At 67.4% G+C, this 10957-nt stretch carries 12 protein-coding genes and 1 pseudogene; 1 reads left to right on the top strand and 12 read right to left on the bottom strand.

Features of this window, described 5'->3' with window-relative positions; translation table 11 throughout:
* Nucleotides 1–23 precede the first annotated feature (23 nt).
* On the bottom strand, nt 24–203 hold the full coding sequence (locus VGP60_RS28875; protein WP_327551277.1) for a hypothetical protein: 180 nt from the start codon (nt 201–203) through the stop codon (nt 24–26).
* On the opposite strand from VGP60_RS28875, the gene VGP60_RS28870 reads away from it, so the two are divergent.
* Nucleotides 190–585: a hypothetical protein gene (locus tag VGP60_RS28870; RefSeq protein WP_327551276.1), complete on the top strand. Its 396-nt coding sequence runs from the start codon at nt 190–192 to the stop codon at nt 583–585. The genes VGP60_RS28875 and VGP60_RS28870 overlap by 14 nt on opposite strands.
* A gap of 67 nt (nt 586–652) precedes the next feature.
* Here VGP60_RS28870 and VGP60_RS28865 read toward each other — a convergent pair whose 3' ends face one another.
* From VGP60_RS28865 to VGP60_RS28815, 11 genes and pseudogenes are all read right to left on the bottom strand, one after another.
* Entirely contained in the window at nt 653–1330 is a 678-nt protein-coding gene (locus VGP60_RS28865; protein ID WP_327551275.1) for a hypothetical protein, read from the bottom strand.
* Between the two features lie 25 nt (nt 1331–1355).
* Nucleotides 1356–1886 carry a hypothetical protein gene (locus VGP60_RS28860; protein WP_327551274.1) on the bottom strand — a complete coding sequence of 177 codons (531 nt, stop codon included), beginning with the start codon at nt 1884–1886 and terminating at the stop codon, nt 1356–1358.
* A gap of 20 nt (nt 1887–1906) precedes the next feature.
* On the bottom strand, nt 1907–3145 hold the full coding sequence (locus VGP60_RS28855; protein WP_327551273.1) for an MlaD family protein: 1239 nt from the start codon (nt 3143–3145) through the stop codon (nt 1907–1909).
* Nucleotides 3142–4308 carry an MCE family protein gene (locus VGP60_RS28850; protein WP_327551272.1) on the bottom strand — a complete coding sequence of 389 codons (1167 nt, stop codon included), beginning with the start codon at nt 4306–4308 and terminating at the stop codon, nt 3142–3144. Before VGP60_RS28850 ends, VGP60_RS28855 begins: the two co-directional genes overlap by 4 nt.
* On the bottom strand, nt 4305–5474 hold the full coding sequence (locus VGP60_RS28845) for an MCE family protein (protein WP_327551271.1): 1170 nt from the start codon (nt 5472–5474) through the stop codon (nt 4305–4307). The genes VGP60_RS28850 and VGP60_RS28845 overlap by 4 nt, the downstream gene beginning before the upstream one ends.
* Complete coding sequence (locus VGP60_RS28840) at nt 5471–6487, bottom strand: MCE family protein (RefSeq protein ID WP_327551270.1); 1017 nt, start codon at nt 6485–6487, stop codon at nt 5471–5473. The genes VGP60_RS28845 and VGP60_RS28840 overlap by 4 nt, the downstream gene beginning before the upstream one ends.
* The gene (locus tag VGP60_RS28835; RefSeq protein WP_327551269.1) at nt 6484–7524 is read right to left on the bottom strand and encodes an MCE family protein; all 1041 of its coding nucleotides are present in this window, start codon (nt 7522–7524) and stop codon (nt 6484–6486) included. Before VGP60_RS28835 ends, VGP60_RS28840 begins: the two co-directional genes overlap by 4 nt.
* Nucleotides 7521–8879 (bottom strand): MCE family protein, encoded by a 1359-nt coding sequence (locus VGP60_RS28830; RefSeq protein WP_327551268.1) that lies wholly within the window; start codon nt 8877–8879, stop codon nt 7521–7523. Before VGP60_RS28830 ends, VGP60_RS28835 begins: the two co-directional genes overlap by 4 nt.
* The gene (locus tag VGP60_RS28825) at nt 8876–9736 is read right to left on the bottom strand and encodes an ABC transporter permease (RefSeq protein WP_327551267.1); all 861 of its coding nucleotides are present in this window, start codon (nt 9734–9736) and stop codon (nt 8876–8878) included. The genes VGP60_RS28830 and VGP60_RS28825 overlap by 4 nt, the downstream gene beginning before the upstream one ends.
* A 3-nt stretch (nt 9737–9739) precedes the next feature.
* The gene (locus VGP60_RS28820; protein WP_327551266.1) at nt 9740–10525 is read right to left on the bottom strand and encodes an ABC transporter permease; all 786 of its coding nucleotides are present in this window, start codon (nt 10523–10525) and stop codon (nt 9740–9742) included.
* A pseudogene (locus VGP60_RS28815) lies at nt 10522–10957 on the bottom strand (ABC transporter ATP-binding protein); the annotation flags it as partial. The gene VGP60_RS28820 and the pseudogene VGP60_RS28815, both read right to left, overlap by 4 nt.

Below are 10957 nucleotides of genomic sequence, written 5' to 3'. Positions count from 1 at the left end.
TTGTCTCAGCGGTGACGGCCTGGTCAGCCCAGTGACGCGCTCGCTGCCCGCAGTTCGTCCAAGGCCGTCAAGGCGTACGGTGCGAGCTCGTCCGTGGCGTCGCGGTCGGCCTCGGACCACTCGGCGTAGCCCCGCTTGAAGCGGTACTTTCCGACCAAAGACAGTTGCGTCACACCCCTGCTGACCGGCGTGATCGAACTCATCGCGCGGTTCTTGCAGTCATGGCGCAGCGATCAGGGCATGGTCGAAGTGTTCGACACGATAGGGTTGCACGACCACGTCGCCGATCGAATGACGATGGTGAACCTGGTGCGTCTGACCAGGACCGAACCGGGCCTGCGTGCGGTGTGGCTGGAAGCGCACCGGCACGCCGAGCCTGCGTTCGCCGAAGCGCTCGCTCGCCGCGCCGGACTGCCCCGCCCCGACCTGGCCGTCACCGTGCAGGCCGCGATGATCAACACCGCTCTGCGTGTGGCCGTGGAGTACTACGCGTTCAACACCGAACACGCCGACGCTGAAAAGCAGGACTACGAGGCGGCAATGCGTGAGGCGCTGCTGATCGCCGCGCGCAGCTTCTCGTCTTGAGAGACCACGCGGGTGACCGGGGGGATAACTCCGTCGCGCGCAGCAACGCGGTCATGAGCGTCCGGTCTCACAACACGGTGAGATCACCGATCGTCCAGGTGTCGCCGCTCTTCTTCGCCGTCACCGTCAGCTGTGCGGCCGCGTTGCTGGTCTGGTTGGTGTCCCCGCGCGTCGACCGCTGATCTGCCAGCACCAGCAGCTGCGCCTGGTCGCCTTCGAGCCGGATCACCGACGTCGCCCGGATCGTGGTGGTGAGCACCAGTTTCTGCGCCGGCGCGAGCTGCCGGACCTGCTCGAAGAGCTGGTTGTACTGCTCGACAGCGCGGTCGCGGAGCAGGTTCTGCGCGGCGGCCCGGGTTTTCGCGGTGTCGGTGAAGTCGAAGGAGAACACCGTCTCGACGGCTTTGTTCACCTGTCCGAGGAGGTCGCTGGTGGCCGCGGCGTCGGTCAGCGCGGTGTTGCGGAGGTCGTCGTCCGGCGAGGGAGCCGCGGCGATTCCGGCGGCCACGGCGATTCCGGTGAACACGACCAGCGCGGCGGACAGGGCGAGCACGAGACGACGGCGTCGAGGCTCGGCAACACCGGCTTCGACGACCCCGGTTTCGACAACCCCGGTTTCGACGACGTCCTCTTCGGCCGCCTCCGGTTCGGGGCGGGGTTTCGGGCTCGGGGTCAGTTCCGCGCCGCGACGTCCGGCCACCGCGAGGCGGCGTCGTTGGGGCGTCGGGGTTCGTGCCTGGGACATGCTTTCCTTTCGTGAGGGGAAACCCTCATCCGCCGATCGCGAGTGCCTGGATGGAGCTGAGCTTCCAGCCCTGGTCGGTCCGCCGGAGGTCGGCCTGGAACCGATTGCGCTTGGTCACCGGCTCACCCTGCTCCGGTGTCACCACGATTTCCGCGACGGCGATCATCTTCGCCGTCCCGCCTTCGGAATCGAGCTCGGTGAGCCCGCCGCTGAGGACCTTCGCGCTCGTCGAGGTCTTTCCGTTCTTGATCACCTGGCTCTGTGCCTGCCGTGACTTCTTGACCTCGTCGTTGAGCTGCCCGGTGGACATCCGTTCCCACTCGTCGAGCCCGGCGTCGACGGTGCGGTAGTCCAGCGTGCCGAACACGGCCACGGCGTGTTCGCCCGCCCGCTCGGCCTCACCGCGCGCCTGAGCGGTGGTCGCGGCGGCGCTGTCGCCCGACAGCCACGCCGTGCCGAACCACACAGCGGCGACCAGCGAGACCACGGTCAACGCGGAAAGCCCGGCGAGGAAGGGTTTGCCCGCCCACAGCGGGGTACCGGTTCGGTCTGTCATGGAGCCTCCGTCTTCGTGGTTCATCGGTTCAGTCCGAGCAGCCCGGCCAGATCGGTCGGACCACTGATCCCGGTCAGTCCGGCCAGGCCGGGAAGCGGGGGCCTGCCGGGCTGCCGCTGGACATCGGGTGTGGTGGGCACGGTCTTCGAAGTGCCGCCGTACGGGGCGTTCTGGGCACCGCGGACCGAAGTCGGGCTGCCCGCGGGTTCGGCGCAGTACAACCCGGGGTTCGCCCGCTGGGTGCCGACCTGCTCGGCCGAGCGCAGCGCCGCGCCTTCGTAGCCCTTGGTGCAGGACAACGGATCGAAGAAGTTCAGCACCAGGCCGAGATGCGCGGTGCCGTCGCCGGGTACGACGGTGTTGGCCGCCGCGGTCAGCAGTGGATAGGTGACGAGGATGTTCTCCAGTCCCTTGGTCCGCGGCCCGAGGACGTCGGCGGTGGTGAGCAGGTTGGCGATCACCTTGCCCAGTCCCGGCCCCGATTCGGCGAGCAGGCCGGTGATCTCGGCGGACACCGGGGGCACGGCCTGGATGAAGTGCTTCAGGTCCGGGTCGGACTTCTTCAGTTCGTCCGCCAGCAGCCGGAGATCCCCGCTGAACGACCGGAGATTGCCCGCTTCGGCGTTCTGGGTGGCCAACACCGTGCGGGCGGACGACAGCAGGTCCTTGGTCGCGGGCAGGTATTCCGTGGCCGTGGCGGCGAACGCGCTCGTCGAGTCGAGCACGGTCCGCAGATCCGGCCCGGCGCCGTTGAACGCGTCGTACAACTCGTCGACGACGGTCTTCAGCGACTCGGCCGGCACGCTGGCGGCCAGCGCGTCGACGTTGCCCAGCAAGCGGTCCAGCGGTATCGGCGTGACGGTGTCGGCGGCGTCGATCGTGGACCCTTCGGCCAGGAACGGCCCGTTTCCGGTGCGGGGCCTCAGGTCCACGTACTGCTCGCCGACGGCGGAGCGGTTCGCGACCACGGCCTCGACGTCGGCCGGCACCGCGGGCGAACCGTCGTCGAGGACGAGGTCCACTTCGGTGCCTTCGGGAATAACGTGGAGTGCCCCGACCCGGCCGATGGTCACCCCGCGATAGGTGACGTCGGCGTTGGTGAAGATCCCGCCGGAGTCGGCGAGTTGCAGTTTCACCGTCGTGCCGCCGCGGCCGAACAGGCTTTGCAGCCCGGCGTACCGGAAACCGGTGTACCCGATCCCGGCGATGGCGATGACCAGGAAGAGCGCGACCTGGATCCGGATCCTGCGCGTGATCACCGGGCACCGCCCAGCAACGAGTTCAGCAGCCCGGGCAGTCCCTGCACCACCGGCGGCAACACCGGGACGGGCAAGGGTGACGCCAGCGGCAGCGGGGCCGCCGCGGGCGGGGGATTTCCCAAGCCCGGCAACGCGATCGGCGGCTGCTTGGGGTTGAGGAAGAGGTTCGTCAGCAGGCTGTCCAGCTTCAGGTCGAGGTGGACGTCGAGGTTCGTGTAGTCACCGCGGATCGCTTCCCGGGAGCGGCTGGTGAACGGGAAGGTCAGCAGGACGTCGAGCGCCTTGGGCAGTTTGTCCCCGGCCTCGGTGAGCTTCCGCAGCGTCGGCTGCAACGCACGCAGATCCGCGATGAGGTCCTTGCGGGAGCGCGTGATGGTATCGACGGCGACCCCGGACAGTTCGTCGAGCGACTGCAGCATCCGCACCAGGTCACCGCGTTGGTCGGCGAGGACGCGCAGGCCCGGCTCGAGCTTGTCGAGTGCGGTCGCGATGTTGTCGTTCTGCCCGACGAGGGTGCCGGAGAGCCGGTTGAGCCCGTCGATGGCCCTGGTGATGTCGTCGCGCTGACCGGCGAGGTCGCCCACGAGAGTGTCCACATTGGTCAGCAAGGCGCGGATGTCGCCCTCCTTGCCCGCCAGCGCGTCGTTGACCTCGCGGCTGATCGTGCGGACCTGCTCGACTCCGCCGCCGTTGAGGAGCATCGACAGGGCGCCGAACACCTCCTCGACTTCGGGGTTGCGGTTGGTCCGTTCCACCGGGATGACCGACCCCGCGGCGAGTGTTTCCGTTGCTGGAGTAGCCGGACTGCTGAGCGACACGTACTTCTCACCGAGGAGACTCGACTGCACGAGCAGCGCACCGGCGTTCGCGGGCAGCTTGACGTCGCCGTTGAGCGAAACCGTCACCTCGGCTGTCCAGCCGTCCGCGGCGAACCCGATGTCCGACACCCGGCCCACCGGCACGTCGTTGACCTTCACCGCGGCTTGCGGCACGAGATCGAGGACGTCGGCGAACTGGACCTTGAGCTGGTACGGATGGTCTCCGAGGTCGGCACCGCCGGGCAGCGGAGCGTCGTACAGACCGCTGAAGCCGCCGTTTCCGCAGGCGCTGAGCGAGAAACCCAGCGCCACGACAACACAGCCACTGGCAAGTCGGTTTTTCATCGGGGGCCGCCTCCGGGCTGGGTAAGGGAAAGCAGCGGCAGCGGCGGGAGGTTCCCGCTCTGCAGGCCGCCGATGAGGTCGCCGACCGAAGGCAACGGCACGAGACCGTCGACCACCGGAGCGAGCTTGTCGCAGGTTTCGGCCAGCACCTGGGGGAGCTGCTTCGGTGTACCTCGCCGCACCAGGCCGCAGAGCGTCACGATCGGCGGGGACGACAGCTCGTTCAGATTTGCCCGGATGTCGAGCGTGCCCGAGCCGGCGTTGTAGGCGTTGACCAGGTTTCCCAGCGTCAGCGGAGCCACGTCCAGCGACTCCGCCAGTGCCGCCCGCTGATCGGCCAGGATCTGGGTGACCGAAGCAAGTTTGTCCACATTGGACTTGATCCGGCCGCGGTTGCCCGCGATGAAGGTGCGCACCAGATCCAGTGCCGCCGCGAGTTCGCCGAGCGCCTGTGTCAGGTTCTGTCGTTCCCCGGCGAGGAACGCGCTGACGTCGGTGAGCTGTCCGCTCAGGTCCCGCAGCTGACCGTCGCTGGTCGCCAGCGTCCGGGTGAACTGCCGGAGGTTGTCGACGGTGGCGAACAGGTCACCACTGTTGCCGGACAGGGTTTTGGTGAGCTCCGCGAGCTTGCCGACGGTCTCCCTGATCGCGGTCCCGTTGCCCGCGAGGTTGGCCGCGCCGACGTCGAGCAGCCGGGACAGCGAACCGTCCGCGTTGGCGCCGTCCGGCCCGAGCGCCGAGGTGACCTGGTCGAGGCTCTTGTAGAGCTCGTCGACCTCCACCGGGGTGACCGTGCGGGCCCGCGGGATCACCGCGCCCTCGGTGATCTTCGCGCCGCCGGTGTAGACCGGGGTCAGCTGCACGTACCGGTCGGCGACGAGGCTGGGCGGGACGACGACGGCACCGGCGTCCGCGGGGACGTCGATCCCGGGCTCCACGGTCAGTTCGACCCGGACCTGCTGACCTTCGGGGGTGACGGAGTCGATGGTCCCGGCGGGTACCCCGAGGATCCGGACGTCGCCGCCGGCGAAGACACCGACGCCCTGGGAGAAGAACGCCGTCACCTTGGTTCCTGCCGCACGGGAGCCGATCCACCAGGCGCCGCCCGCCGCGATCAGGGTCAGGACCAGCACGACCGCCAGACGGCGCGTGAGGTTCGTGGTCATCGGCCGCCTCCGGGGGCACCGGGGTCGCAGCCCTCGGGATTGATGTTGAGCAGGTTGAGGTTGACCGTCGGCGGCAGCAACCCGCAGACGTAGACGTCGAACCAGTGGCCGTTGCCGAGGGTGTTGGCGAACAACCGGTAGAACGGCGCGAGCTGGTTGAGACTCGAGTTCAGGTTCTGCTGGTTGCGTTGCAGCAACGCGGTGACCTGGTCGAGTTCCGTCAACGCGGGATCGAGCTGTCCCTGGTTGTCGGTGACGAGCCCGGCGAGCTGCGCCGACAGGGCTTTCGCGCCTTGCAGGAGCGCGCTGATCGCCGACTTGCGGGCCTGGACTTCCTTGAGCAGCAGCGTTCCGTCACCGATCAGCCGCTCGAGCTGGCCGCTGCGATCGGCGAGGGTCTTGGTCAGCTGACCGGTGTTGCCGAGGAGCTTGCGCAGCTGCTCGTCACGGCTGGAGATCGTCGTCGACAACGCCGACAGGCTGTCCAGCGCGGGACGGATCTGTTCCGGCGTACCGGAAAACTCGCTCGCGATGGTCTGGAAACTCTGCGCGAGCTGCTGGGTGTCGATCTGGTCGACCGTGCGGGACAGCCCGGTGAACGCGTCGTTGACGTCGAAGGGTGCCTCCGTCCTCGCCACCGGGATCGGCTGACGAGGATCGAGCGGGCTCTTGCCCGCAGACTCCAGCTCGACGTACTTCTGGCCCAGCAACGTCTTGATCTGGATGGACGCCTTGGTCTGGTCCCCGACGTAGGTGTCCTTCGCGCGAAAACTGACCAGGACATGGCCGTCGCTGAGTTCGATCCCTTTGACCTGACCGATCTTGACCCCGGCCATGCGGACTTCGTCGTCGGCCTTGAGCCCGGCCGCCTCGGTGAACTCGGCTTGGTACACCGCGCCGCCGCCGACGACCGGGAGGTCGTCGTAGAAGTAGGCGGCGACCGTCAGCATCGCGATGATCACCACACCGGCGATGCCGATGGGGACGGGATCGCGTTCTTCGAAGGCTTTCACGACGTACACCTCGACGGGGTCTGGCTGAGCGGCAGCGGAAGTATCGGGACGTCCAGCCCGAGCGAGGACACCCCGACATTCCCCGACGCCGCGCACAGGTAGAAGTTGAACCAGGAACCGTAGGACGCGGTGGGCGTGATCGTCTCCACATTCTTCGGCAGGTTGGCCAGGAACTGTTCGACCAGGCCGGAATCCTTGTTCAGGTTCCCCGCCAGCGCGCCGAGCCCCGCGATGTCCTGCTTGAGTGGTTCCCTTGCGTCGGCGAGGAAGCCGGAGGTGGTCGTGCTCAGGTCGGCGAGCGCGCCGATCGACTCACCGATCGGTTTCCGGTCCGCCGCGAGCCCGCTGACCAGCTCCTGCAGCGTGGTGACCAATCCGGACAGTTCGCCGCCGCGGCTGTTCACCGTGTCCAGCACGACGTTCAGATTGTCGATCGCCTGGCCGATCGCCTGGTCCTTGTCCGCGATCGCGGAGGCCAACTGCGTAGTGTGCCGCAGCAGCGAGCTGATCGTTCCGCCTTCACCTTGGAGCACCTGGATCAGTTCGTACGACAGCTTGTTGACGTCGTCCGGGGACAGTGCCTGGAACAACGGCTTGAACCCGTTGAACAACTGGGTCAGGTCGAGTGCGGGTTTGGTCTGGGACAACGGGATCGTGTCGCCCGGCTGGAGCACTTCGGCGGACTGGCCGGGTTGCTGTTCCAGCGCGATGTAGCGCTGGCCGACCAGGTTGCGATACTTGAGCACGGCCTGGACCGATCGGGGAATCTTGCGGCTGGAGTCGGCGGAGAACTCGACCCGCGCCACGTTTTCGTTGTCGCCGCCGACCGAGATCGTGGCGACCTGGCCGATCCGGACGCCGGACACGCGGACGTCGTCACCGACGTTGAGCGAGGTCACGTTGGAGAACACCGCGTGGTACGTGTGCGACGGCTGGAAGGTGATGTTGGCGATCGTCGCCGCGAGCAGCAACGTGGACATCACCGTGAACACGACGAAAACGGCCAGCTTCGACACCGGCCCGACGAGGGACTTCACCGGACGGTCACCTCCTGCCCGCGGTAGAGCGGTCCGACCAGCACACTGCTCCACTGGGGCACGTCACTCGGCGAAGTCCCCATCGAGGGTGCGACCAGTGCCGCGACCAGCGCCCGTTCCTGCGACGAGTTCGGCATCGACGCGGCCGGTTGCCCACTCGACGCCGGCGTGGCCAGCGTGCCGCCGAGCAGAGAGTTCATCCCGGACGGCGGTTTGGTCCCGCCCGCGGCCGGCGGCGTCGACCCGTCGGCGAGCGGCCCGGAAGCCGGGTACTGCGGGAAGTTCGAGCCCCGCGCGATCGGGTAGCAGGCGGGACCGCGCTTGTCCTGATAGGCCGGGGTGTCCTTGCCCGGCACGTACTTGCCGCGGCTGGCGGTGATCTCGATGGTCAGGTTCAGCGCGTGGTTGTTGTTGCGCCCGCCGCCCCAGATCTCGTCGAGCTTCGGCACGAGGTCGCTGAGCTGGCCGAGCAGGCACGGGTATTCCGGCGCGTACTTGGCCAGCAGCTCCAAAGTGGACCTGCTGCTCCCGGCGAGTCCGATGAGGTTGTTCTTGTTCACCTCCAGGAAGTTCCGCAGGTTCACCGAAGTGTCGGTCAGGCCGCCGAAGAGCGCGCGGAGATTTTGTTGCTGGTCCACCAGGGTTTTACTCGTCACCGTGAGATCGGACAGGGTGCGCAGGAGATCCGGTGCCGCGTCGCTGTAGGCGTCCGCGACCCCGGCGAGCTGCCGGATGTCCTCGGTGAGGTCGGGCAGCGACGGGTTCAATTCCCGCACGTAGTTGTTGAGCGTCACCAGGGTCGTGCCGAGATCCTTGCCGCGGCCGTCGGAAAGCGCGTCGGAGACCGCTGTCAACGTGCTGGACAGCTTCTCCGGCTGGACGGCCTGCAGCACCGGCATGAGCTTGTCGAGCACGGTATTGAGCTCCACCGCGGCCGAAGAACGGTCGAGCCCGATGGTGTCCCCGGCCTCGATACGTTCGCCCGCGGCGGTTTTCGGCAGCACGAGGTTGACATAACGCTCGCCGAAGAGGGTCTTGGGGAGCAGCCGGGCGGTCACGTTCTTCGGGATCAGGTCGACCATGTCGGGATTCAGCGCCAGATGCAGCGTCGAGCCCTTGAACGCGGTGTCGATGGCGCGGACCTCGCCGACGATGACACCGTGCACTTTGACGTCGGCCTGCGGCATCAGCTGGTCGCCCAGCTTTTCGACGCGCAGCTCGACCATGACCACCGGCGTGAACCGCTTCTGGTAGAACGCGATGGTGAGGGCGAAGAACAGCACGATCGCCACCAGGTAGACGAATCCGAGCACACGTCGCGGGACCGCGGGAAGGGTTCCGTGTTCCGCGCTCATCCGGCCACTCTCACCGTCGTCGTGGTGCCCCAAATGGCGAGGCTGAGGAAGAAGTCGACGATGACCACTGTGACGATCGCGGTCTTGACCCCGCGCCCCACCGCGACCCCGACACCGGCGGGACCCCCACTGGCGTTGTAGCCGTAGTAACAGTGGATGAGGATGATCACCACGGCGAACACGAGCACCTTCGCGAAGGACCACAGGACGTCTTCGGGTGGCAGGAACAGGTTGAAGTAGTGGTCGTAGGTACCGGCCGACTGCCCGTTGAACGTGACGGTGATGAACCGCGACGAGATGTAGGAAGCCAGCAGCCCCAGCGTGTACAGCGGCAGAATGGCCGCGAACCCGGCGATCATCCGGGTGGTAACCAGATACGGCAGACTGGGGATGCCCATCGTCTCCAATGCGTCGATCTCCTCGGCGATCCGCATCGCGCCCAGCTGCGCGGTGAACCCGGAACCGACGGTCGCCGACAGCGCGATCCCGGCCACCAGCGGGGAAATCTCACGAGTGTTGAAGTACGCGGAGACGAACCCGGTGAACGCGGCCGTGCCGATCTGGTTCAGCGCCGCGTAACCCTGCAGGCCGACGACGGTGCCGACGAACAGGTTGAGCGCGACCATCACGCCGATCGTCCCGCCGATCACCGCCAGCGCGCCGCTGCCGAAGGACACTTCGGACAGCAGCCGGATGATTTCCTTGGAGTAACGGCGAAGCGTGCGGGGGATCCACAGGAACGCACGGATGTAGAACCAGAGCTGGTTCCCGTAGTCGTCCAAAGCGGACACCGGTTTACCGGCGATCTTGCGCGCGCGTTCGGCGATCGCGGCCCGTCGGGGCAGCAGGTCGACCACGGTTCAGCTTCCCTTCGCGGGGACGATGTGGAGGTACAGGGTCGTCAGCACGAAATTGACGAAGTACAGCAGCAGGAAGGTGATCACCACGGCCTGGTTGACCGAGTCACCCACCCCTTTGGGGCCACCACGGGGATTCAGGCCGCGATAGGACGCGACGATCCCGGCGACCAGACCGAAGAGCAGCGCCTTGAACTCGCTGATGTAGATGTCCGGCAGCTGGGCCAGCGCGTTGAAGCTGGACAGGTACGCGCCAGGCGTACCGCCCTGCAGGAACACGTTGAACACGTACCCGCCGGCGACGCCGACGATGCTGACGAGACCGTTGAGCAGCACCGCGACGAACGTCATCGCGAGCACCCTGGGCACGATCAGCCGCTGGATCGGGGAGACACCGAGCACCTTCATCGCGTCGATCTCTTCCCGGATCGTCCGTGAACCGATGTCGGCGCATACCGCGGAACCACCGGCCCCGGCGATGATCAGCGCGGTGACGATCGGCGCGGCCTGCTGCACGGTGGCGAGCACGCCGGCGGCCCCGGTGAACGACTGCGCGCCGAGCTGCCGGGTCAGCGAACCCAGCTGTAACGCGATCACCGCGCCGAACGGGATGGACACCAGCGCACTGGGCAGCAGCGAGACGCTGGCCACGAACCAGGACTGCTGCAGGAACTCCCGCCACTGGAACGGCCGTTTGGGGATCAACCTGAGCACGTCGAGGCCCAGCGCGAACAATCGGCCGGTCTCGCGGATGGCGCCGACACCGGGGAAGGAAAGCTGCTTGCTCACAACAGGTTCCCGCTGTGCTTGAGCGTGTGAAGCTCGGCCGTGACGTCGTTGCGATGCCTGCCCGGGATCGGTGCTTTCGGGAGCTGCCGCGGGCGGACGCCGTAGCGCTGCTGTTCTTCGGGCGTCAGCGACTCGATGATCCCTTCCTGCGCCGCATGGGGCAGCGTGTGCAGGATCTTCATCACCCGGTCCTGGCGGCGGCGCATGCCCGTGCGCTCCGGAAGACCCGGGCTGGGCTGGATCTGCGGGGGCACGCCGCGAACGTCCTCTGTGGACCCATCGGAGTGGCCCGCGTCGGCGTCGGCTTGTTCGCGCGCCATCTGCGCGGAGTCCTTCTCTTCCGACATCCCGATCGGGCCGAGGCGGCGGCCGTTGAGGAACTGCTCGACGACCGGCTCCTCACTGGTCAGCAGCACCTCGCGGGGCCCGAAC

The sequence above is a fragment of the Amycolatopsis sp. genome (assembly GCF_036008905.1).
GTDB lineage: Bacteria > Actinomycetota > Actinomycetes > Mycobacteriales > Pseudonocardiaceae > Amycolatopsis.
Note: the sequence above shows the minus strand (reverse complement) of the source record. Positions and strands in the feature narration are given on the sequence as shown.

What these genes read in the sequence shown, in the direction of transcription:
- VGP60_RS28865 (WP_327551275.1), bottom strand. Translation starts at nt 1,330, where the DNA reads ATGTCCCAGGCACGAACCCCGACGCCCCAACGACGCCGCCTCGCGGTG.
- VGP60_RS28875 (WP_327551277.1), bottom strand. Translation starts at nt 203, where the DNA reads ATGAGTTCGATCACGCCGGTCAGCAGGGGTGTGACGCAACTGTCTTTG.
- VGP60_RS28850 (WP_327551272.1), bottom strand. Translation starts at nt 4,308, where the DNA reads ATGAAAAACCGACTTGCCAGTGGCTGTGTTGTCGTGGCGCTGGGTTTC.
- VGP60_RS28860 (WP_327551274.1), bottom strand. Translation starts at nt 1,886, where the DNA reads ATGACAGACCGAACCGGTACCCCGCTGTGGGCGGGCAAACCCTTCCTC.
- VGP60_RS28830 (WP_327551268.1), bottom strand. Translation starts at nt 8,879, where the DNA reads ATGAGCGCGGAACACGGAACCCTTCCCGCGGTCCCGCGACGTGTGCTC.
- VGP60_RS28845 (WP_327551271.1), bottom strand. Translation starts at nt 5,474, where the DNA reads ATGACCACGAACCTCACGCGCCGTCTGGCGGTCGTGCTGGTCCTGACC.